Annotated in this window: 20 protein-coding genes and 1 other RNA gene; 12 read left to right on the forward strand and 9 right to left on the reverse strand. The window is 39.6% G+C overall.

Annotated elements, in window-relative coordinates; translation table 11 throughout:
• Window positions 1–63: 63 nt before the first annotated feature.
• On the reverse strand, window positions 64–1,854 hold the full coding sequence (lepA, locus tag ACHWSC_RS08720) for a translation elongation factor 4 (RefSeq protein WP_046672392.1): 1,791 nt from the start codon (window positions 1,852–1,854) through the stop codon (window positions 64–66).
• A gap of 144 nt (window positions 1,855–1,998) precedes the next feature.
• Window positions 1,999–2,988, reverse strand: a complete 990-nt coding sequence (locus ACHWSC_RS08725) for a cation diffusion facilitator family transporter (protein ID WP_394676484.1) — start codon at window positions 2,986–2,988, stop codon at window positions 1,999–2,001.
• 267 nt (window positions 2,989–3,255) lie between these two features.
• Between ACHWSC_RS08725 and ACHWSC_RS08730 the strand changes: the two genes are divergently transcribed.
• From ACHWSC_RS08730 to ssrA, 3 genes are all read left to right on the forward strand, one after another.
• Complete coding sequence (locus ACHWSC_RS08730; protein WP_232475608.1) at window positions 3,256–4,461, forward strand: pyridoxal phosphate-dependent aminotransferase; 1,206 nt, start codon at window positions 3,256–3,258, stop codon at window positions 4,459–4,461.
• A 172-nt stretch (window positions 4,462–4,633) separates the two neighbouring features.
• Window positions 4,634–6,664 (forward strand): M3 family metallopeptidase, encoded by a 2,031-nt coding sequence (locus tag ACHWSC_RS08735; protein ID WP_394676485.1) that lies wholly within the window; start codon window positions 4,634–4,636, stop codon window positions 6,662–6,664.
• Window positions 6,665–6,936: 272 nt separating this feature from the next.
• Window positions 6,937–7,304, forward strand: a transfer-messenger RNA (tmRNA) gene (ssrA, locus tag ACHWSC_RS08740).
• 34 nt (window positions 7,305–7,338) lie between these two features.
• Here ssrA and ACHWSC_RS08745 read toward each other — a convergent pair.
• Window positions 7,339–8,370 (reverse strand): glycoside hydrolase family 18 protein, encoded by a 1,032-nt coding sequence (locus ACHWSC_RS08745; RefSeq protein ID WP_120333311.1) that lies wholly within the window; start codon window positions 8,368–8,370, stop codon window positions 7,339–7,341.
• An 86-nt stretch (window positions 8,371–8,456) separates the two neighbouring features.
• A complete protein-coding gene (locus ACHWSC_RS08750) occupies window positions 8,457–9,650 on the reverse strand; it encodes a DUF5009 domain-containing protein (RefSeq protein ID WP_394676486.1) in 1,194 nt (397 codons plus the stop codon).
• 452 nt (window positions 9,651–10,102) lie between these two features.
• Between ACHWSC_RS08750 and ACHWSC_RS08755 the strand changes: the two genes are divergently transcribed.
• The 3 genes from ACHWSC_RS08755 (at window position 10,103) to ACHWSC_RS08765 (ending at window position 12,187) form a co-directional block, all read left to right on the forward strand.
• The gene (locus tag ACHWSC_RS08755; protein ID WP_394676487.1) at window positions 10,103–11,146 is read left to right on the forward strand and encodes an alpha/beta hydrolase family protein; all 1,044 of its coding nucleotides are present in this window, start codon (window positions 10,103–10,105) and stop codon (window positions 11,144–11,146) included.
• Window positions 11,147–11,158: 12 nt separating this feature from the next.
• Window positions 11,159–11,662, forward strand: a complete 504-nt coding sequence (locus ACHWSC_RS08760) for a GNAT family N-acetyltransferase (RefSeq protein WP_075994058.1) — start codon at window positions 11,159–11,161, stop codon at window positions 11,660–11,662.
• Between the two features lie 81 nt (window positions 11,663–11,743).
• Window positions 11,744–12,187: a hypothetical protein gene (locus tag ACHWSC_RS08765; RefSeq protein ID WP_394676488.1), complete on the forward strand. Its 444-nt coding sequence runs from the start codon at window positions 11,744–11,746 to the stop codon at window positions 12,185–12,187.
• A gap of 61 nt (window positions 12,188–12,248) precedes the next feature.
• Here ACHWSC_RS08765 and ACHWSC_RS08770 read toward each other — a convergent pair whose 3' ends face one another.
• Together ACHWSC_RS08770 and ACHWSC_RS08775 are read right to left on the reverse strand one after the other, a co-directional pair.
• Window positions 12,249–13,067 carry a universal stress protein gene (locus ACHWSC_RS08770; RefSeq protein ID WP_120333307.1) on the reverse strand — a complete coding sequence of 273 codons (819 nt, stop codon included), beginning with the start codon at window positions 13,065–13,067 and terminating at the stop codon, window positions 12,249–12,251.
• A 117-nt stretch (window positions 13,068–13,184) separates the two neighbouring features.
• On the reverse strand, window positions 13,185–14,072 hold the full coding sequence (locus tag ACHWSC_RS08775) for a sugar phosphate isomerase/epimerase (protein WP_313187461.1): 888 nt from the start codon (window positions 14,070–14,072) through the stop codon (window positions 13,185–13,187).
• A gap of 264 nt (window positions 14,073–14,336) precedes the next feature.
• Between ACHWSC_RS08775 and ACHWSC_RS08780 the strand changes: the two genes are divergently transcribed.
• The gene (locus ACHWSC_RS08780) at window positions 14,337–14,519 is read left to right on the forward strand and encodes a hypothetical protein (protein ID WP_088162842.1); all 183 of its coding nucleotides are present in this window, start codon (window positions 14,337–14,339) and stop codon (window positions 14,517–14,519) included.
• Between the two features lie 477 nt (window positions 14,520–14,996).
• Window positions 14,997–15,470 (forward strand): helix-turn-helix domain-containing protein, encoded by a 474-nt coding sequence (locus ACHWSC_RS08785; RefSeq protein WP_394676489.1) that lies wholly within the window; start codon window positions 14,997–14,999, stop codon window positions 15,468–15,470.
• A gap of 9 nt (window positions 15,471–15,479) precedes the next feature.
• Here ACHWSC_RS08785 and ACHWSC_RS08790 read toward each other — a convergent pair whose 3' ends face one another.
• Window positions 15,480–16,535: a fatty acid desaturase gene (locus ACHWSC_RS08790; RefSeq protein WP_394676490.1), complete on the reverse strand. Its 1,056-nt coding sequence runs from the start codon at window positions 16,533–16,535 to the stop codon at window positions 15,480–15,482.
• A gap of 178 nt (window positions 16,536–16,713) precedes the next feature.
• Here ACHWSC_RS08790 and ACHWSC_RS08795 point away from each other — a divergent pair, with 178 nt between their 5' ends.
• Both ACHWSC_RS08795 and ACHWSC_RS08800 read left to right on the forward strand, forming a co-directional pair.
• Complete coding sequence (locus tag ACHWSC_RS08795; protein ID WP_201667302.1) at window positions 16,714–17,208, forward strand: hypothetical protein; 495 nt, start codon at window positions 16,714–16,716, stop codon at window positions 17,206–17,208.
• 294 nt (window positions 17,209–17,502) lie between these two features.
• The gene (locus ACHWSC_RS08800; RefSeq protein WP_394676491.1) at window positions 17,503–18,165 is read left to right on the forward strand and encodes a DUF6266 family protein; all 663 of its coding nucleotides are present in this window, start codon (window positions 17,503–17,505) and stop codon (window positions 18,163–18,165) included.
• Window positions 18,166–18,508: 343 nt separating this feature from the next.
• Here the strand turns inward: ACHWSC_RS08800 and ACHWSC_RS08805 are convergent, their stop codons facing one another.
• The gene (locus ACHWSC_RS08805; protein WP_075994065.1) at window positions 18,509–18,919 is read right to left on the reverse strand and encodes a hypothetical protein; all 411 of its coding nucleotides are present in this window, start codon (window positions 18,917–18,919) and stop codon (window positions 18,509–18,511) included.
• A 231-nt stretch (window positions 18,920–19,150) separates the two neighbouring features.
• Window positions 19,151–21,013 carry a von Willebrand factor type A domain-containing protein gene (locus ACHWSC_RS08810; protein ID WP_394676492.1) on the reverse strand — a complete coding sequence of 621 codons (1,863 nt, stop codon included), beginning with the start codon at window positions 21,011–21,013 and terminating at the stop codon, window positions 19,151–19,153.
• A gap of 81 nt (window positions 21,014–21,094) precedes the next feature.
• Between ACHWSC_RS08810 and ACHWSC_RS08815 the strand changes: the two genes are divergently transcribed.
• Together ACHWSC_RS08815 and ACHWSC_RS08820 are read left to right on the forward strand one after the other, a co-directional pair.
• A complete protein-coding gene (locus tag ACHWSC_RS08815) occupies window positions 21,095–21,673 on the forward strand; it encodes an RNA polymerase sigma factor (RefSeq protein ID WP_088162847.1) in 579 nt (192 codons plus the stop codon).
• Window positions 21,660–22,931 (forward strand): carboxypeptidase-like regulatory domain-containing protein, encoded by a 1,272-nt coding sequence (locus ACHWSC_RS08820; protein WP_394676493.1) that lies wholly within the window; start codon window positions 21,660–21,662, stop codon window positions 22,929–22,931. The genes ACHWSC_RS08815 and ACHWSC_RS08820 overlap by 14 nt, the downstream gene beginning before the upstream one ends.
• Window positions 22,932–23,026: the final 95 nt, after the last annotated feature.

Consider the following 23,026-nt stretch of genomic DNA (forward strand, 5'->3'; position numbering starts at 1 on the left):
TTTAGGAGATTTTATTGTATTTAAAAGGAGCCCAAGAGCTCCTTTATTATTGTGTTATTTTGATTAATCTAATTTCAATACCGCCATAAATGCAGATTGCGGAATCTCTACGTTCCCAACCTGACGCATGCGTTTCTTACCTTTCTTTTGTTTTTCCAAAAGCTTACGCTTCCGGGAGATATCACCACCATAACATTTTGCCGTAACATCTTTACGTAAAGCTGAGATCGTCTCTCGGGCAATAATCTTTGCACCGATTGACGCCTGGATACGAATTTCAAATTGTTGACGTGGTAACAGTTCTTTTAGTTTTTCACAGATCTTTTTACCAAAATCATATGCGTTGCTCCGATGTATCAACGATGATAAGGCATCTACTGGTTCATCGTTCAATCGAATATCCAATTTTACCAAATCTGACTTGCGATAACCAATCTGGTGGTAATCAAATGAAGCGTAACCTTTAGAGATTGTTTTCAACTTATCATAAAAGTCAAATACAATTTCTCCCATTGGCATTTCAAAAACCAATTCAACACGATCTGATGTCAAATAATGCTGGTTCATGATCGTACCACGTTTCTGGATACAAAGTGACATAATTGGTCCAACGAAATCCGATTTCGTAATAATATTAGCTTTGATATATGGCTCTTCGATTGAATCCAATTTACTTGGATCCGGTAGATCTGAAGGATTATGTACGATCACCTCCTCTTTATCTTTGGTCATATAGGCCTTATAGGATACGTTGGGAACTGTCGTGATCACCGTCATATCAAACTCGCGCTCTAGGCGTTCTTGAATAATCTCCATGTGAAGCATACCCAAGAAACCACAACGGAAACCGAAACCCAAGGCTGCCGACGACTCTGGTTCAAACACCAAAGAAGCATCGTTTAGCTGCAAACGGTGCATCGATTCACGCAACTCCTCGTAATCCTCCGTATCTACAGGATAAATACCCGCAAAGACCATCGGTTTCACCTCTTCAAACCCTTGGATAGCCTCAGAACAAGGACGATCTTTATGCGTAATGGTATCCCCTACTTTCACTTCACGTGCCTCCTTGATACCAGAGATAATATAACCTACATCACCGGTCTTAATGACTTCTTTGGGAACTTGATTCAACTTCAGTGTACCAATTTCATCGGCAAAATATTCTTTCCCAGTAGCAACAAATTTCACGCGGTCGCCCTTGCGGATTTCACCATTTTCAACTTTAAAATAAGCCATGATACCACGGAATGAGTTGAAAACAGAGTCAAAAATCAAGGCTTGCAAAGGTCCATCAGGATCACCCACTGGATGTGGAATACGGTCCACAATAGCTTCCAAAATATCTGGAACACCAAGACCTGTTTTACCAGATGCAGGAATAATCGCATCACGGTCACCACCGATCAAATCCACAATCTGATCTTTGACTTCTTCCGGCATAGCACCAGGAAGGTCCATTTTGTTAAGAATTGGGATGATTTCCAAATCATGTTCCAACGCTAGATATAGATTTGAAATCGTTTGCGCCTGAATACCTTGAGATGCATCAACGATCAATAAAGCGCCCTCGCAGGCAGCAATTGAACGCGACACCTCATAAGAAAAATCCACGTGTCCCGGGGTATCAATCAGGTTCAAGATATATTCCTGACCATCTCTTTTATAATTCATTTGGATGGCGTGACTCTTGATCGTAATACCACGTTCACGTTCCAAATCCATATTATCAAGTAATTGTGCCTGTGCCTCACGCTGACTGATGGTATTGGTATACTCTAAAAGGCGGTCTGCCAAAGTACTTTTGCCATGGTCAATATGCGCAATAATACAGAAATTACGAATGTGCTTCATATAGGATTTTTAAACTCTTTTGCTAAAAGGCAAAGATACCTTTTTTTATATATATTTATATAAACTAGCTTTTTTTTAGTTTACTATACGCGAAGAAATCAGACCAGACACTATTCCTATTAAGAACGAAAGAAACTGCATTCGCTATTCAGCAATAGCATATAAAAAATGTTTCTGATTTCGTGTAACATTGTCTGTGTCCCAAGAAATTCGTCCCCGAAATTGCTCCGAACGAATTGGGCAATTATCGACCTGACAATATTGGCAGCACTGTGGAAGACAAGGATCCGCATGAACAAAAAATTCGGTCCGTACCGACATTTCCTTATTGACAATCTTATCTACAGCAGAAATTTCATCATGCACCTGGATCAGGTCAAGGTAACGGGGTAGTGTGAGATGACAATCCACATGGAGTTCGTTCCCATAGCGCTGTACACGAAGATTATGAACATCAATCCATTCATCTTTCCGATTGCGCTCCAAGATTTCGACGACATCCTGTACGAGCGCTGTATCCGATTCATCCATCAATCCACCGATAGATTGGCGAAGTAGCTTATAACCATTGAAGAGGATAAAAAGCCCCAGTACAATTGAAATGACCACATCGATCCATTGGAAACCTGTCAGTCTCATCAATAATAACCCCAGTATCAATCCGACCGTACTATAGGCATCTACCTGCAGATGTTTTCCGTCCGCCACCAAGGTAATAGCCCCCAATGCACGTCCACGCTTCATGATATAGAATCCTACTGCAAAATTTATCACAGATGTAATACCAATTAGATAAATCCCTTGTTCAAGGTGTGTTAACGATGCAGGAAAGAAAAGATTGTAACAAGCCTTGGCTAAGATAATGGCGCCAGCGATAAAAATAAGTCCACCTTCTAAAAACACCGAAAAGAATTCCACTTTACCATGCCCGTAAGGATGATTCTCATCCTTAGGCTGCGCCGAAAGATAAATACTATAAAATGCAAAACCCGAAGCAATCACATTAACGATACTCTCTGCCGCATCTGTAAAGATTGCACTGGAGTCCGTTAAAAAGTAGGCAAAAAACTTCACAATCATCAAACCTATTCCCGTAAAAAGCGATAATAAAACCAATCTTCTTTGTCTTGACATGATGCTTATCTTCTATATGAAACCTTCTATGAGCTAATGATGAAATGAGGACTAGCCAGCATTTTTGTGAGCGCAAAGGTAAAGATATAACGACAAATCAGAACGATTAGTTTTGAACATCCAACATCAGGGATCAATTAAATAACTGTGCTAAATCGCTTCAACTGCCCTTTTATTAAAAAAGCCCAATAAAAGAGCTACTTTTCTTTGTAAATTCTCAAAAATAAAGAAGATTATTTGCAACGTATATAATATCTTTGTCTTACCATGAGCACATCATCATACTTATCAGACAGGATAAATAATTTGTCCGAATCGGCTACACTTAAAATGACCAAGTTGGGCCGCGAATTAGCCGCAAAAGGCGTTAATGTAATTAGCCTTAGCGTAGGTGAACCTGATTTCAACACCCCTGAGCATGTAAAAGATGCAGCGAAGAAAGCCCTAGATGAAAACTGGACGCGTTATTCGCCGGTACCGGGATACCCTGAATTGCGCCAGGCAATTGTAAACAAGTTGAAGACAGAAAACAATTTAGATTATGATATCTCTCAAATTGTTGTTTCTACAGGTGCGAAACAATCCCTGTCTAATGTAATTTTGACTTTGATCAACCCAGGTGATGAGGTAATTATCCCAACACCATATTGGGTATCATACTCCGAAATGGTCGTTTTAGCAGAAGGAAAATCGGTATTTATCAATACAGAGATCGACAATAACTTTAAGATTACACCAGCACAATTGGAAGCGGCAATTACACCAAAAACCAAATTGTTTATGTTCTCTTCGCCAAACAACCCTACAGGAACAGTTTACAGCAAAGATGAATTGGCTGCATTAGCCGAAGTTTTCGAAAAACATCCACAGGTATTTATCCTATCCGATGAAATCTACGAACATATCAACTTTGTAGACAAACACGAATCCATCGCACAATTTGAAAGCATCAAAGATAGAGTAATTATCATCAATGGCTTTTCAAAAGCATTTGCAATGACGGGATGGCGTTTAGGTTATATCGCCGCCAACAAAACCATTGCTGCCGCAAATGATAAATTACAAGGACAGACAACCTCAGGTACATGTTCAATTTCTCAACGTGCGGGTATCGTCGCTTATGAGCAAGGATTAGAATCTGTCAACAAAATGAAAGAAGCTTTCGCTCGTCGTCGCCAATTGGTATACGATCTATTGACTGAAATCCCTGGCGTAAGAACAAATCTTCCAGAGGGTGCATTCTATTTCTTCCCAGAAATCTCTTCGTTCTTTGGTAAAAAAGACCAAGATGGTAATGTCATTAAAAACTCATCTGATTTGGCATTGTACTTATTGAATGTTGGTCACGTAGCTACAGTAGGTGGAGATTCATTCGGTAACGACAATTACATCCGCTTGTCTTATGCAGCCTCAGACGAAAGTTTGATCGAAGCTTTAAAAAGAATCAAAGAAGCATTAGGAAAACTGGCCTAATCTCTTATCCAAATATAAAAAAGAGCTCCTCTGAGCTCTTTTTTTATGCAGTTCTAATTTTCCCCCTAAATTTTCGGCGCAGCCTAAACGCCTGTTCGGTCAAATATCATCTCAGCCCCATAATTTAAGCAGATGTTATCGCTTGAAATAAATATTTATTACATTTACTCCTATGAGTATTTTAACAGAGAAATTTAAAACGCTGCACGACACGGCTCCGTTTTCACAGATAAAAAACGAAGATTATATTCCCGCATTTGATGAAGCTATTCAGAAGACAAAAGATGAAGTCGATGCTATCGTCAACAATCCCGAAACGGCAACTTTTGACAATACCATCGCTGCTATGTCCTACTCTGGACAGACACTAGATCGTTTGTCCAATATCTTTTTCAATCTCCATTCCGCTGAAACCAATGCTGATCTCGAAAAGATCGCACAGGATGTCGCCCCAAAACTATCTGCTTTGGGCAATGATATCACCTTAAATTTCGATCTTTTCAAAAGGGTTAAGGCTGTATACGATCAGAAGGATCAACTGACATTGACGGCAGAGCAAACCACCTTATTGGAAAAATCCTATAAAGATTTTGTACGCAACGGTGCCCTTTTAAATGATGAACAGAAAGAAAAGCTCCGCGAAATAGATGCCGAGCTATCACTTTTAAAATTGAAATTCGGGGAGAATGTCCTGGCCGAAACCAATGCCTATCAGCTGTTGGTAACAGACGAAAAAGATCTTGCCGGACTTCCAGAGGGTGCTGTAGAAGCTGCACATGCTTTGGCTAAAGCCAACGAAAAAGAAGGCTGGCTTTTTACTCTGGATTTCCCGAGCTATCTTCCTTTTGTCACTTATGCCGACAATCGGGAACTTCGCAAAGAAATTACCCTCGCCGCAGGCCGTAAAGCTTTTCAGAACAACGAGCACAACAACGTGGACAATGTCCTTAAAATTGTAAAACTGCGCTTCGAACGGGCCAAATTATTAGGCTACGCCACCCATGCAGACTTTGTCCTTGCCGAACGTATGGCGCAAAACCCAAGTAAAGTCACCGAATTCCTAAACGACTTACTTGGAAAAGCGAAACCAGCAGCAGTGAAAGAATTTGCAGAATTATCCCAATTTGCAAAAAACATGCATGGCATAGACCAATTGGAAAAATGGGATGGCGCCTATTATGCCGAAAAGCTGAAACAAGAACGCTTTAATCTGGACGATGAAAAGCTCAAACCTTATTTCAAACTTGAAAATGTCTTACAAGGTGCATTTGAAGTAGCCCATCGCTTGTTTGGCATCAACTTTAAGGAAGTCGATACAATAGATACCTACCACGAAGAAGTGCAAACATTTGAGGTCAGTAAAGACAACGGCGAATTAGTCGCTATCTTCTATGCCGATTTCTTCCCGCGTAAAGGAAAGAGAAATGGAGCCTGGATGACATCTTTCAAACCACAGTACATTCAACAGGGTAAACAAGAACGTCCGCATGTCTCCATTGTTTGCAATTTTACGCGTCCTACAGCTTCAAAACCTTCACTGTTGACCTTTCAGGAAGTGACCACATTATTTCACGAATTTGGACATGCCCTACATGGTATGTTAGCTGATAGCACTTATCCTACACTATCTGGAACCTCTGTATATTGGGATTTTGTCGAGCTGCCGAGTCAGGTGATGGAAAACTGGTGCTACGAAAAAGAAGCTCTTGAGCTATTTGCCAAACACTATGAAACTGGCGAAGTGATCCCGATTGAACTTGTCGAAAAGATCCGCGAAAGCGCTTCATTTCTGGAGGGTATGGCAACAATGCGCCAATTGAGCTTTGGTCTATTGGATATGGGCTGGCATGGACAGGACCCAACGGCAATCTCGGATCTGAAAGCATTCGAAGATGAACAGTTTGCCTCGACAAAACTCTATCCTGATGTCAAGGAAAATGCCATGAGCACAGCCTTCTCCCATATTTTCAATGGTGGTTATTCTTCGGGCTATTACAGCTATAAATGGGCCGAAGTACTGGATGCAGATGCATTTGACTACTTTAAGCAAAACGGTATTTTCAATCAGGAAATCGCAGCCAAATTCAAGGATAATATTCTTTCAAAAGGTGGAACCGAACATCCAATGGTCCTTTACAAACGTTTCCGCGGACAAGAACCTTCGGTAGAACCTTTGTTGAAAAGGGCTGGATTGATCAAATAATTGGATTGATCAAATAATTGGATTGATCAAATAGTAAAAAAGCTGGATTTTATATCCAGCTTTTTTATTGGAAACATAAATCCATCAAGAACTTCCAGCCTATCAAAATCCCTGTAAAAATAACAGAACACTCAGCCAATCAAATAAGGTTCGATTCTTAAGCTATTTTATTAAAGCATCATTTGTTTCCCATTCAGAACCAAAGTATTAAACAAGAATCGCACGTATCTTGCTGATTAAGCAAAAAAATAGTACCTTTGTAAGACATAATTGGGGTTGACCGGAATTGACAGGATGGAGACGGTTATGTAAGCATGTAGTGCGTTGTTAGTAGAGCACTTTAATCTGAACTTTCAGAATTATAACTGGCGAAGAAAACTACGCCTTAGCTGCTTAAGTTAGACTTAACATAGCTATTTGTCCCGTTAGATCCTGTTCTTTGGTTTAACATTCGGGGCATCGAACAATAGAACTGGCAAGTGTGATGTTGCTATGCACTTGTGAGAAACAGCAACTACGGCGTACGGTATAGGTAAGCGACTCACCTTCCCTCGCTCGACAATTAAAGAGAAGCTAAACATGTAGAAAGCGTATACAGTACCATGACTGGACGAGAGTTCGAATCTCTCCAGCTCCACAAACAAAAAAGCCTAACTCACGTTAGGCTTTTTTGTTTATTCTAGAATACCTTTGTAGACGGCATCCCGTAAGACACCTCCTGCTGTATCTCCCGCGTATTCCCAGTACATCGCACCGAGTAGTCCTGTCGTGTGTACATAATCGCATTTAAGTGCAATCGATTCTGGCGTTTCATAAGTCAGTACAAAATCCCCTTTATCGTTGACAAGATAATGCGCTTTAGCTTCATCGTCCCATTTCTGCTCAAAGCCCTGCAGTGAAAGCAGATCTTTATAATCGATAAAACCCTTGACTTCAGTTTTATTGCCCCGACCATAGAATGGAATTCCCAGCACCAATTTTTCAACAGGCATACCGCCCTCGATATGAGCCTTAACGGCCTCCACACACGTTGTATGTCCAGATAAAGGCGAACGGTGCAAACTCGCGTGATGATAAGGCGGATGCCCCGAATCATAAGTCATGATATTCACAAAATCCACATCATTCTTAATCTTGTCAAAAGCAATATACTTACCGTTCGCAACAGAAGCCAAAGTCAACAGTTTCTTCTTACCAATAGCCTTGCGGATATCGTGCATGAGCAAGGTGAAATTCTCCGTATCCGCTAAAGAAGACGAGATCCCTGCAGAAGAATTCGTTGGATATTCCCAGTCGATATCAATACCATCAAGATTAAATTCCCTCATCACACGCCAGCAGTCTTTGGCAAACTTTTGTCGATTAGATTCATTAGCAGCCATTTCGCTAAACCGACCGCTTCCCCAGCCGCCAACGGACAGCAATACCTTGAGATGTGGATGTGTTTTCTTAAGATCCGTAATAGCCTTCAATCTGGATTCATTATCTATACGTAGGCCGTCAAAGCTGTCGCTGACATGTGCAAAAGCATAATTGATATGCGTCAGATAAGTCGGATCAGGCATCACTTTAGACCAGGAAGTGACATAGGCGATAACAACTTTTTTGTTTTTCGCTCGTGCACAACTTACACTAGGATACAACAATAAAGTCAATAACAGAACAGTGAAGGTCTGACCAAATATTGATTTCAATTTACATTCCATAATAGCTTTTTATTTTGTTTCTAGATGATATTGATCGTCCTAAAATATAATCCGTAAAGCATTCTCATTTGATGCTTACTCGCTAACTAAAGTTTCAGATAAATATGTAGCTTCTTTAGCAAGATTGCATACCACAACATGGCTAAAGCCCAAAGCAATGAACCGGCAATAGCTAAGCTCATATAATCCGATTGCTTATAAAAGAATAGTGGAAGATGAAAACCCCAACAGACAAAGTAAATCAGATCAGGAGCAAGATAGGTCGTTAATGAGTTCTTTCCGGCCGCCTCAAACAATCCTATCCCGCGATGGTAGCCTTTCACATCAATGAAATAATAAAGTGGTATCAAAAGCAATACGCTAATCCCGCAACAAACCAATGCCCAGCTCGGCGTACCATGGATTTTGGATAAAATAAACCAAAAACGCAATACAAAACCTGCAACTAGCCAAATCAAACCAATAACCAGCAAAAAACGCAACAATATCCGCGGATTTGCCGCATAACGTTTCATAAGCATCCCTATGGTTGTTCCGGACAGCACAATACAGGGTATATTGCCAGCTAGAAGAACATGTAAGTATCTTCCGACACCAGGGAATTCAACTTTAAATCCCACTTGGCTCAGCATATTGAGTACCAAAAACAGCAACCAACCACATACAACCACAATTATCTTTCCCCTGCTCAATAAGAAAATAGAAGCCGCGGCAAAATATCCCCATCCAATCAGCCCTAAAATCCCCCACCACCCTACTTCCAAGCCTTTTCCATCCGACGCTTTGAAAATATACAGGAGATAAATGATCCCTATGATACCAACTGCACGCAGCCCCTTATAAATGGACTGATATTGCATGTCCTTCGGATAATGATTCCAAATCAGAAAAACGAATACATACAGCAGTGCCAACCACAACAAATGTGACATCCCCGTCAGCTGTGGATCAACTCGCGAACCATTCAATATCAATACCCCAATAAGCAATAAACTCAATGTTCTGAACAGAATATGAACAAAAATGACCGTTGTCGATGAACCTATCTTTTCCCTGGCCGCAACAGCATAAGGCACTGCCATTCCAACCATAAAAAGAAATCCCGGAAATACCCAATCCGCCAATCCCATTCCGTCCTCTTCCGCTTCCGAATGAACCAGCCATTTAGGTACACCTGGAATAAACAAGTCATTGACAAATAACATCAAGAACAGCGTGAAACCACGCATAACATCCATTGAACGGATTCGGATTTTAGGTACAGCTTGCAATGCGTTCATAATTGATTCGTTGTATTCAAAAAAGTAGCTAACAGCATAGCTAGCCAATCTCTTCCCTAGATCCTTCTTAGCTAATTTTTTAGTGATTTTATGGCGACCGGAACTCGGTGAAAAATTCCTACTTAGAAAAGTTCCTGTATAACTAAACGAAAAGACAAGCTATTTCGCTAAGATCTATCATCAATAACGCTGATGTCTCTTCGTTGAGTGATCTAAGATGAGAAAAAAATAACACTATATAGTGAAATATTTGTTCAAATTAGTGTAAATTTTACTCATAAAACACAGAAATCGTGCAATTTACCCCTGTGATCGATATAAACCAGCCAGAAGCACAACAAGAAATGTTTCACATGTATGAATTGTTACCTTTATGAAGGGTAATTGTATTGCATATAAAAAGCAATTTATCTAAGTTTGACAAAAACAGATTTAATATAAAGCCGATCTTCATGAAATTCATTCTTTTTATCTGCTTGTTATCCGCAACACAGGCTATCTTCGGGCAGAATATCAGAGTCGTCAATAATGAATCTTCCCTTTTTGAACTCGAAAACCCGAATGGTAAAATTGATTTTTTAGTCATTGATCCTGATCCACAAATTAAGAAACCTCTATTTTTGTTTTGTCAAGGCTCGTTACCCTTGCCGCTATACTTTAATTACAAAAAAGAGGGATTAAATCTTTTTGGAGGAGGATTAACCAACTTTAACTACCAGGATATTATTAAGTCATATCATCTCGTCGTTATCTCAATGCCAGAAACTCCTGTTATCGTCGACGAATCTCAGCTTAATGACTCTTATTGGTATTATGGTGACTCAAAAGATAAAAATATCCCGAGTATAGCGTACCAAAAAGCAGACTATCTAGATAATTATGTAGACCGAGCCGTTGCAGTATTAGATTATCTTAGCGGAAAACCTTGGGTCGATAATTCACAATTAGTTGTATTCGGTCACTCTCAGGGAGGACACGTAGCCTCCAAACTAGCCTATCGCTATAAAAAAGTAAGTAAATTAGGCCTATCAGGAACTAATATATTTGGACGAATAGACCAAGATATACGACAAGCAAAACGCGATGTTCAAAAAGGAAAAATTTCCTGGCAACAAGCCGCTCAAAAAATTGAACAAACATATGCGTTTTATAAAGATGCCAACAATCCAGAAAAATTAAAAAACAATCCCAATTTGCGTTCCTGGCAGTCATTTTCGCAACCTGCTATTGACGAACTATTGGCCTTTAATAAACCAATCTATCTCGTCTTCGGTACAGAAGACATTGTATCTGAATTAAATGATTTAGTACCTCTTTATTTTATAAAAAATCAGAAAAGCAACCTAACTATAAAACGCTATTATAATCAGGACCATAATTATTTTGAAGTTCAGAACGATGGCCGGCCCGATTACAACAAGCCCCATTGGAACGAGGTAATGAATGGCTTTTTAGCTTGGGCATTAGAATCAAACCAAACAGTCAACAACAATTAAACAGTACAAACCATGAATCAATTAAAATTTCGCGACGCAGCACAACATGATTTACCACGCATAGTAGAAATATACAACTCTACAATAGCCTCCCGAATGGTTACTGCAGACACTGCCCCAGTATCTGTTGCCAGTAGACAAAAATGGTTTGACGAACATAACGCTTCGAAAAGACCCCTGTGGCTGATAGAAGATGAAAATAACCAGATACTTGGTTGGGTAAGTTTTCAATCTTTCTATGGTCGTCCAGCTTATGATGCAACAGTAGAAATCAGTATCTATTTGGACGAACAGCAGCGAGGTCGAGGCCTGGGTAAACAGATTCTCCAGTACTGCATTGATAAAGCTCCAGATTTAGGCGTACATACCTTATTGGGATTTATCTTTGCACACAATCTTCCAAGCATTGCATTATTTGAAAAAATGGGTTTCAAGGAATGGGCTAACTTACCCAATATAGCAACCTTAGATCAGGAAGAACGTAGTCTAAAAATATTAGGTATACGAATTAAATAATAGCATGACTACCTAAGCTGTCACCAAAAATAAAATTGTTAAATTAAAGTATTAACTTGATAAGATTTATAATTCGGTAATATGAAACATTTAATCCAATTCTCCTTGATGTTGATTGCTTATGTATTTGTTTTTTCCAGCCCCCTGTTGGCACAAAATCCAGACCGTACTAAAACTATCCCGATCGCAAGTGATTCGGCATACAGCAAGATAATACAAGTGCTTCAGGATGGTGGTTATTTTATTGTACAGCTCGATCGACCTTCGGGATTTATTCAAACCAGTACATATCTTGAAAACAATAATCTCCTAAGCAATAAAGAAGGAGAAAAATTAATTTTCAACTTCCTGATCAGCCCTTTACAAGCTAAAAGATCAAAAATAGTTCTAAATATATTTTCAATAGAAAGGCGTAAAGGCGGGAGTTTTGACGCACCTAATTATTATGATGAAGATAAAGGAATCGTCCGGGACAATAAAGCCTACCAGCAAATTTGGGATAAGATACTCCCGCTATTTCAATAAGTACAATCAAGATAAAGCCCAGTTGATCTCAGCTCACCTGGGCTTTTATAGTTAAAAAGAATTAGATCGAGATTGTCAGCAAAGGAACATCCAGCCCCGAGGCCATCATACGCGTCTTACTTCGATGGGTCAATGAACTCCAAAAACCGTACCTATAGGGGATCATAACCAACAGATCCGTACTGCTTTCTTTTACCTCATCCCGGATAGCTTTTACGACCTCATTGGACGTTACATTTTTGTAGTAATAACTTACGATTCCCATCACATCGTTGATGGTTTCCCTCGTTTCTTTTCCTTTTTCCTCATTTAGCTGCTCCACTGTTTTACGAATGTTGAGAACCTCCAGTACCGCGCCAAACTCAGCGGCAAAATCCTTTACTTTTTCAAGAATTTCCTTTTGCACACCACGAACAATATCACAGGCAAAAAGAATATGCTCCAGACCCGTAAATTTTGCGCCCAGCGGAACTGAAAGGATTGGTATTTTTAACTTACTAATGGCTGCCGTGGTCGTATTACCAAGCATATCTTGATCAAAGGAACGTTTGGCCATTCCCATCACCAACAAATCGGCATTCGTCTCATGAATGCACTTGGTAATCTGGTCATAAAACAAGCCCGCTGCCAGATAAGGAATAGTCAAAACACCACTCTCGGCAGTAATAGCCTCGGCTTTACGTCGTAAAACCTTACTTTGATGTTCAAAAATCTTGAACATAGAATCGGGAGAAAGTCGAGCGTTCATCGCATGGATGGAAGGATTTTGAAGAGAAAATAAAACGAGCTCGTATTCTTTTCCTGCGAAAACTTCCATAATAAACTTTAAGGCATGTTCGGCCTCTTCAGCGTAGTCTGTGGCAACAATAATCCGTTTCATATGGTCTAATTTAATTCAATAAAAAATCCCTTTTTATTACATTCAAGTTAACGAAAAATAATAAATCTATCAAACGGAGAATTGTCTCAACTGGGTCAATTTTCTCCCGATTTCCGGCTATTTTAAGTAGCTAGCTTTTACAAAAGAAGCTTTTTTTAGATAATCAATGCTTTGTTGTAAACCGGTGTAAATATCGTTACGTGTTTCTTCCAGCTCAACAAAAATATATTGCAGGCCAGCAACTTTTGAATTGTTAAAAATTGCATCAAAACCGACCATACCACTTTGACCAATCTCACGATGGTCCTTAATGTGCAAAGCCTTGAATCTGCCGGCATATTTATTGAAATAATCAACAGGACTAACTTGTCCCATTACGGCCCAATACACATCCATCTCGAAAAATACATTCTCAGGATTTGTATGCTCTATCATATAATCGTACATCACTTTATCTTCCACTTTTCTAAACTCATGCGAGTGGTTGTGGTATCCGTATACGATTCCTTGCTGACGGCATTTCGCACCCACAGCATCAAGGTAGCGACATTGCGTTTCCAGATCCTTAAGTGTTTTAGGCACATCCATCCACGGCGTAACAATATATTTCATTCCAGCTGCCTTATGTGTAGCAATGCATTCGTCCCACCATTTTAACGATTCCGTAAAATCTCCAGAAGCAAGCTCCTTTTCTGATAAAGTCTTCGTTGCGTGTGATGAAATTACTTTCATTCCAGCCTTTTCTACTTTTGCCTTAAACTCTTGTGGGCTCAGATTATATAATTTGCCATCCTTGTATCCAGCGGCTTCCACTCCTGTATAACCCAATGCTGAGATCTTTTGTAGAATCTGGTCGAAATTTGGGTTTTTCCCGATTTCTTCACGTACAGAATATAACTGTAGACCAATTTCCTTTTTTGCAGCTTTCTGTTGTGCAAATGTTGGACTAACAGCCAACATCATACATCCAGCTACCAATGTTCCGATAAGAGTTCTTCTTTTCATTTAGTGCTCAATTATTTATTATAGACTTCGTTCAACGCAAAATTATTTGTAAACGCAGCGTTTACAGGTTGTTTAGGTTTATCGCGTTAAATATAGCCGCAATGTATGCAAATACTCGAAAAAACACAATGCTTTACCGTTTTATTTATTCACATCGCGCACTCAGTGCCACAAAACAGGTCTTTTATATGAATTAAAAATTGGCCTAACTCAACGATTTACAGTCCACCGCTGTTCTACGTATGATAACAAACAAATTGAATCATGGAAAATAAATATGACATCCCCGAGCATAACGACCAAAAACAGGAGGAGAAATTACCTGAGGTTGCCATTGAAGAAAAAGATGATGAACCCGCTGGACGAAATTTAAAACGTACACTTATCATCGCAGTCTGTGTATTGATCGTATTTTATCTGATTTATTATTTTATGAGTGGACGATAATGTGCAACTCACCACAGCTCCGGCGGAACTTGACGGATTCTTGGAAACCGAAGCTGGGTAAGTCGACTGGGTTCGCCATACACAATCTGGTAGAAACTGACCATAGAACTGGCCATCGTGCTGACGTACTATGCCATTTACCTTAGCTCCGGCGGAACTTGACGGATTCTTGGAAACCGAAGCCAGGCCAAATGACACTATGCTCTTAAATTATTTTGTTTTTCATTTGCCCATGTTTATATGATGAATAATCATTTTGGTTATTTTACACAGGACGGTGACGTAGAGTCTATTTACTAATCGAGAGAAAGATTTATTCCTATCCGATATTTAATCCAATATAGACTTTCACAAAACATACCTTATTCCAGATTAAAAATATCTGTTACAACAAATATAAAACAAAAAACAACAAACACAAATTTTTAAACAAAATAATAAACTATATTTTGCGCAAATTGTCATTCAATTCGTTGTATGACGGACGAAGACAAAGCATTACTGGAAACAATTGGTTTACGCTTTCGCGCGAAACGAAATGATCTATATTATTCATTGCGGGATCTATCCCATCTAACGGGCATTTCAACAGGAACACTCAATGGCATAGAAAAGGGAAAAGACTTAACGCTCACAAATTTTTTAACCTTATGTCGTAGCCTGGAAATTCAACCAACGATATTTTTTCAGCATGATATTGTCTTTAATTCTCCTTACTCCCTACCTCCTGATGCGCAGGAAAGAATCACGCTAAGCAAAAAACTGGATGACCTCGTCTATCATTCGGATTTTTTCTACTCAGCACGACGTGTTTCGGAGGTATTGGTCCAATTGGGTATTGACAAAAGCCAAAGCAATAAATTCTCTGTTTACCTATCAAACTATTGTGAAGAAGGAACTCTTGTCTATCAGCAGCACGGTAACTATAAAACCTATCATAAAAAAAGGTAAAAAAAATTACTAAACCTTTTTGTTGGAAAGTTCACGAAAACGGTTTGCCCTTCTAAATGTTCCCAAATCATTAAAACGAACCCCATACTTCCGTAAGATTTCTTGTGCCTTCTTACGACCAATATGACGTACGTAAAATGTTTCATTGACAACAAAATGATGGATGCTATGTGTCCAGCCAAAAAAGAAACAAAACAATTGCATCGGAAAAGTCCACCAAACTGTCAATACCTGCGTTTGCTCAATAACATTTCCAGCTTCGACATCGCCAAAATAATGCATGTTTGATGTAATAAAATGTAAACAAAATTGGCGTAATAAGTTTGGTAATAGAATAGCATAAATGATCCAATGCAGACTTATCAACATGTTATCAACATAGTGTGGAAAACTCAAATTCACCTCAAAAACCACTCTTAACCAACCAAATAATAGGTCTGCAAAGAAGAAATATAAGATCACATGTGCAAAAATTGTTACTGGAACAATGCTTAAAAACATAATCCGTTTTAGTTTTGAAGAAGTCTCCAATTTTAGATTTCCATTTTTCACCTCTTTGTCCATATCATTAAACATACGATGCAGTCGAAAGAGCCCGCCCAATACAACATCGGCCGTTGTTACCAAACGTTTGATAGACCACTGCTCGCCATTCGTCACACTGCGTTCCTCAACATCATGTAATGTACCCGAAAATTTATGATGATGATGATGCAAGGTCCTGCGTATCCAGGGATTGACAGTCAGTGGGCGTAATATCCATACACTAAAAAGCATAAAATGATGAACCACTTTTTGTCTTTTAAAATAAAGCCAGTGAATCAGATCATGTTCTATTTCATGTAAAACACCCATAAAAAAGGCATTACTGACAATCATAAGCCAAGTTGGAACAAGAGCGCGAGACCAAGCTATCGATACAACAACAATGGCCAGGATCGCTAGTGCAAATATGGCCATTCCGATACTGTTCTGACTTTTTAAGATGGGGTACATTCCTTTAAGCTGTTGATAGGAAAGATTTATTTCCCTCCTAATCTGGCTCGACTTTTCCTGATGTGTCAATTCGATGTGATTTTATCGGTAAAAATAAGGATTTTTTCGCAGACATCTAACATGTTAGGTAGAATGCCCCCACCTACCAATAACCATAATAGGCTCTAAAAAATATTTCCAAAAACTGTAACAAAACGAACGGGTCTAATACTAATGAATTAAAATAAACTTATAAACATAAACAGGTATGGAAAAGAAATCAATTTACAACTGGAAGAATAATTTGTTCGGAACTAAATCAACCCTCTACCGCAATGAAGCAGTTATAGGAAGTTTAGAATCTATCAATTGGAATCTGGACGCTCATGTTTCTATCCACAACGATCAGTTTCGTTTCAAAAATAAGGGATTTTTCAACCCATACACGGAGATTCGCAATCAACACAATGAACTGATCGGCGATATTGAATATGATACCTGGACAACTAAAGCCACTATTAGCCTAATCGATAAAAAATACACGTGGAGATCAAAAAATATGTGGATGACCTCCTGGCAAATTGAGAACGAGCAAGGGGAAGTTGTCGAAATCAAACCTTCTTCGCTCAATAATGGAGGGAAAATAGAAAGCTTTGAACATAGCGAATTGATCTTGTCTATTAGTTTATATCTTCAAAAACGTATTACACTGATGGTTTCTATGGTTGCCCTGATCCCACTATTTACCGTACTACTAGGTTAACGTATCAGCAAACTTCTAATATATATCAGTCAAAGCAGATCACTCCTCGGATCTGCTTTTTTTGTGCAAACCATTACGTCAGCAACAAGCGATCTCATCCAAAAAAAATAATTCCCTAAAAGGGATTTGATAGGGACTTTATAGGGACCTTATAGGGACCTCATTCGGATAAAACCGTCTTAACTACCTATTAGCTCCCTATTATGTAACATGTTATTTACAATTATTCAATGTATTAAACTAAACTTATCTATTCGTTGTGTGTTAGTAGCCCTACACATTTAATCTGATATTATGGCAAATGTAACACAGGGTGTAAACGGTCCTCCCTCAGGCAAAGTGGGACCTGTAGTTTTTTGTAAGTGGAAAGAGATCAATTATGTTAGGTCTCTTCCGAGAGTGAATAAAAAAAGAGCACTTTCTGAAAAGGAAGTAAACAACCGAAACAAATTTGGACTTATGCAACAATTCTTAAGCCCTTACACGAAAGTCATACGGCTCGGCTTTTCAACCTACGCCAAGAATATGACAGCTTATAATGCTGCAATGTCCTACAACCTTCACCATGCCATGCAAAAAGACGATGAAGGTTTTCATATCGATTATGAAAAGATTGCCTTAAGTCGAGGTTTGGACGAAGAGATTACAGGGGCAACATTTCAATTGTTGAACGAAACTATCCATATCACTTGGGAACTAAAAAACTCCGAAAAACTCTTGTATGACGATCTGACAGATTTCCGAACCTTGGTACTTCTCATTCCTGAGAATCCAATAAACGCTTCACAAGGTGTTTTACTTAATAATTACATTATGGATTTACAAGAATCTATTCAAATACCGAAACTAACCCAAAGTGATACATATCATCTATATCTAGGTTTTATTGCAGCTGACGGGACTAATCGAAGCATGAATAGCAGCTATCTCGGAAATATAAGCTTGGAAAGAGGATAAAGGTGCTCCAGGGAAATAAATTCATCAACAGGAGAAATAAGACCATTCGGAAACAAGAACACAACACACTTAATTACAATAAGATAACAACATTTTAACTCTGAATTTATGTAAACACCTTAAATTAGTATAAACGATGTGATTTACAATCGATGGTTTCAACAGCCACATCAATTTCGGCCATGAAGCCAATCGTCTTTATATCTAGTAGGCATTTGGTTACCCCCTCAGCAATCCTCAACACATATCCATGTGCAAGCCCTACTACTTTCTCTATTCAGTTCGGCAAGCTCATACCTTGCCGAACATTCTATTACCGATCGGATCAGCTCGGCTATATGACTTAACTACCAAAAGGATCGGTCTTTTTTTCGGTTTTTACGATTTTAATCAGATGCTCCAACGCATTTTTCAGACGTTTGGCATCTTCTTCCGTTTGGATTGCCCATAAAATTTCATCCGTACTTGGCGAGGACTTAAATCGAATTTGATAACCTGATTTTACTCTTGCGATGACAAGTACATCTGATTTGGCAATATCACTTCGAAAATGCTGGCCACTGGAAAGAAAGACTGTTAACACTTTCCCGTCTACCGTCACCGTATCAATTTTTGTATCCTTATAATGGTAGGCAACCTTATACAGCTTATTAATATAAGCCATGGTCTGTTGTTTATTCAAGCTCGCATTTTGGGCTACCGATGGTACTGTAATACCAATAGCCAAAAGAAAGCACAAGAAAAAATTCTTCATTTATCTAGCATTTTTTATTTCCATACACCGCAACAACCTATCGCTCGGATTGTACTTACTTACCAAATATCACATAACGACAATCAGCAGAAGCAAAATACGTTCCTTTTATTGATGACCTAAAAATATAGATTTTATTTACTTTTTTGGCTATTGTTCCACAAACTAAACTATTTCCAGCAGCAGCATTTCGATTGCTGCTACTGAAAATCCTTATTTAGTCATTTTTATTTATTCTTTCGATCTCGATAAATCTCGGGCATTTTCTGCAATACGGATAAATTCAGCACGATAACCTTCCTCATCTTTGCCTTTAGAAGCTTTTGCTCGCGCTATGAGCTGATCAAAATTGGCCTTTTGCTTAAAATCAGAATCACGAAGTAATAGACCTAGTTCCGCTACCGCAGTTACGAATCGTAAATCTTCACTCACACTGTTCAATTCCGTAACAGAAGTTCCGACCACCTTTTGCTGCAACTTGCTTTTCTCCCCTTCAGGCTCCTTATACCGAAATTTAACTGTTGCCAGTTCAGCATTTCTCCGTCCGGCTGCCTGATCCGCTTGCTGTTGATATTTTAAGGGATCTACCGTTCCGATCAGCCTCGACTCTACACCGACGGGTACAATTTCATATAAGGCTGTCACCACATGTCCTACGCCCATGTCACCACCCATCTTTTGATCATTATTAAAATCCTCAGCCTCCAGCAAGCGGTTTTCGTATCCCACTAAACGGTATGCCTGCACATAACTGGGATTAAATTCGACCTGAATCTTGACATCTTTAGCAACGGTAAACAAAGTTCCCCCAAATTCGGTTACCATCGCTTTTCGTGCTTCAGAAATATTGTCTATATAGGCATAATTCCCATGCCCTTTGTCGGCAAGGATTTCCATCTTACTGTCCTTCAGATTTCCCATGCCATACCCCAATACTGTGAGGAAAACCCCCGATTTACTTTCTTTGGAAATTAATTCTTCCATCGATTCGTCACTACTCTCCCCAACATTGAAATCGCCGTCACTAGCCAAAATGATCCGGTTGTTTCCTCCTTTGATAAATTGTTGCTTCGCAATTTCATAGGCCTTCTTAATTCCTGCAGCACCAGCAGTACTTCCACCGGCTTCCAGCTCCTCAATAGCCGATTTTATTTTCATCTTTTCATCACCGGGCGTACTCTCCAGTTTTACCCCTGCCGATCCAGCATAGGTCACAATGGCTACATGGTCCACAGCACGAAGCTGATCGACCAACATTTTCAGCGAAGCTTTCACCAAAGGTAGACGCCCCGGTCCCATCATTGATCCCGACACATCGATCAAAAACACCAAATTGGAAGCTTTAAGATTCGCTGTAGGAATATCTTTCGCCTTTAACGTGACGCGCATGAGCTGATGCGTTGTATTCCAGGGTGCCTTCGTCAATTCGGTGACGATATTTACAGGTTCACCATTTTTAGGTCCAGCCACTTGATACTGAAAGTAATTGATCATCTCTTCAACCCGTACCGCGTCTTTTTCAGGTAATGTTCCCGAATTGATAAATCGACGTACATTACTATAGGAAGCAGCATCAACATCGGCTGCAAAGGTCGATAAAGGCTCTTTACGTGGATTGATAAAGCTATTTTCCTTCAACTTTTGATAAGATTCTTGGTTCTGATTAGGCACATACGCCGTTCCTCTAATATACAAACCCGATACTTGCCCATATATAGCCGCATTAACATTCATCACCGATGCCGTCTGACGCTTCGCCTTGTCCTCATATCCGGTCACCACAACCTCATCCAGCGCATTATCTTGCTGCACCAATGCCACATCAACCTTTGACCGATGGTTGACCGCTATCCGCTGCTCAAGATATCCGATATAACTAAAAATCAAGATGTTTTTGCCATCAAGGACTTGAATACGATAGTTTCCCTTGTCATCGGTCTGCACATGCGCCTTGGTTGCAACATTGCTCACCTGTACCCCCACAAGGGCAGTTCCTGTATTCGCATCGACAACCTTCCCCCTAACCTCATATCCTTGCTTGGCATATCCGCCTAAGGATAACAACAAGCCTATTACAAAAAGTATTGCTCTCATATCTTTTACAATTTTGCCAAGGGATGCCTCAAATATTAAATTTCCATAAACCAGAAAAAAAAAATATTTTTAACCAATAAAATGTTCGCATTCAAGTCGTCAAAAATAGATACAGCACAAGACCACGAGCTCTTGCTGCACTACCAGGAGTCTAAGGAGCTTCAGGTATTGGGTGATCTATACCAACGACATACGGAGATGGTATACTATGTTTGCTTACGGTATCTCCAAGATTCCGAATTGAGTAAAGATGCTGTCATGAATATCTTTGAAGAATTAATATACAAAGTCAACAAACAAGAAATCAAGGACTTCCCAAGGTGGCTTTATGTATTAAGCAAGAACCATTGTCTGATGTATTTGAGGTCTCAAAAGAACAAAACTCAAATTTCTTTGGATGAATTTGTGAAATTTCCGGGAGACATGCATCAGTATGAACAATATGATGAAAAAGAAGAACAGCTAACAGCCATGGAAGGCTGTCTGGGAAAATTGCCAGACAAACAGCAACAGTCGGTTAGACTCTTCTTTTTGGAGGAAAAATGTTACAAAGAGATTAGTGAATCTACCGGTTATAGCTTGAACGAAGTAAAAAGCTATATTCAGAATGGAAAACGGAATTTAAAAAATTGCATGGAGGCTTGGAATGAGCAACAGTAATTACGACATAGCATACTTAAAGAAATACGTCAACGGCGAACTATCTCCTACGGAGATGTATGCGCTTGAACGGGAGGCGCAACGTGACCCCATGTTGGCGGATATTCTTATAGGTATTGAAATGGATCAGAATAAAACCGTAATTACAACAATCAACAACCAAATTGCCCAACGTATTGAAAAAGACAATTCCGCTAAAATAAAGATCTTTGATTGGAAGAGACTTAGCATCGCTGCAGCAGCAGTGATCGTGTTGGGGGTTGGTCTTCTTCTTTACCGTCAACAGGACAAAAATTCATCCGAAGCGAGGCGTACCGCTGAAGTAAGTATTACGCAGGAAAAACCCAAAACAAAGGTTACAGCAGCAGATTCTATCATTCCTTCAGATGATATCGCTTCAAAAATAGGACCTCAAGATCATTCGCCACAATTAGTAGATAATAACAGACCGCGGCTTCATGAACAGCACCCACTGGAAGAGGTGACCGTTTTATCCCGGGAACCCTCCCTACGTGTAAAATCACTGGAAGAAATGAAGGAAGGTCTCAATAATGATCGCCCTGTATTTGGATTAAGACCTACAGACAGCACAATTGTTATCGGTTATGCGCCAATGGCAAAGAAAAAAGATGCTTCCCAAACGATTATGATTCGAGGAACCTCAAGTTTAAACAATGCACTTGCAGGCAGAGCTCCAGGTATTTCGATCCCACAACAACAAGGTACACCGCTACAACTTACGATTCGGGACAAAGAGACAGGCTTGCCTATTTCGGGAGTGACAATCATTCAACCCAATAGCAAGTTTGCTACGAATACCGACGCACAGGGACAAGCGACCATCCAACCCAGTACAATGGATTCACTCGTCGATATCATGGCGCTGGGCTACAACTCAGTTGCATTGAATATGCGTCGCAGCAAAAATACAACAATCAAACTGCAACCTTCCGGCGCCACACTTGATGAAGTCGTCGTCACAACGATGTCTTCACGCAAATCAAAAAGTGCCGAACCGATCTGGGGCTGGAGATCGTTCAACAATTACATCAAGAAAAAAACAGCTAAAAGCCGTTATGAGGGCACTGTCCGTTTAAGCTTCTATATCGATAAAGATGGATTCCCAACAAATATCAGCATTCTCCAAAGTGCAAATGATTACCTCGATGCCAAAGCCAAAGAAATCCTACTTTCGGGACCAAAATGGAGAGGCGAAGACTACCGCTATGTCACGTTAAGCTTCGAATTCACCTTGTAAGTACGCTATCTTTGCGCATCTCATCAGACTACAACAAAAGTTTATCTCGCTACCGGGACAAATAAGCAGTCGAAATTTATCGATCCATTTATCTT

The sequence above is a fragment of the uncultured Sphingobacterium sp. genome, assembly GCF_964277905.1.
Classification (GTDB): Bacteria; Bacteroidota; Bacteroidia; order Sphingobacteriales; family Sphingobacteriaceae; genus Sphingobacterium; species Sphingobacterium siyangense.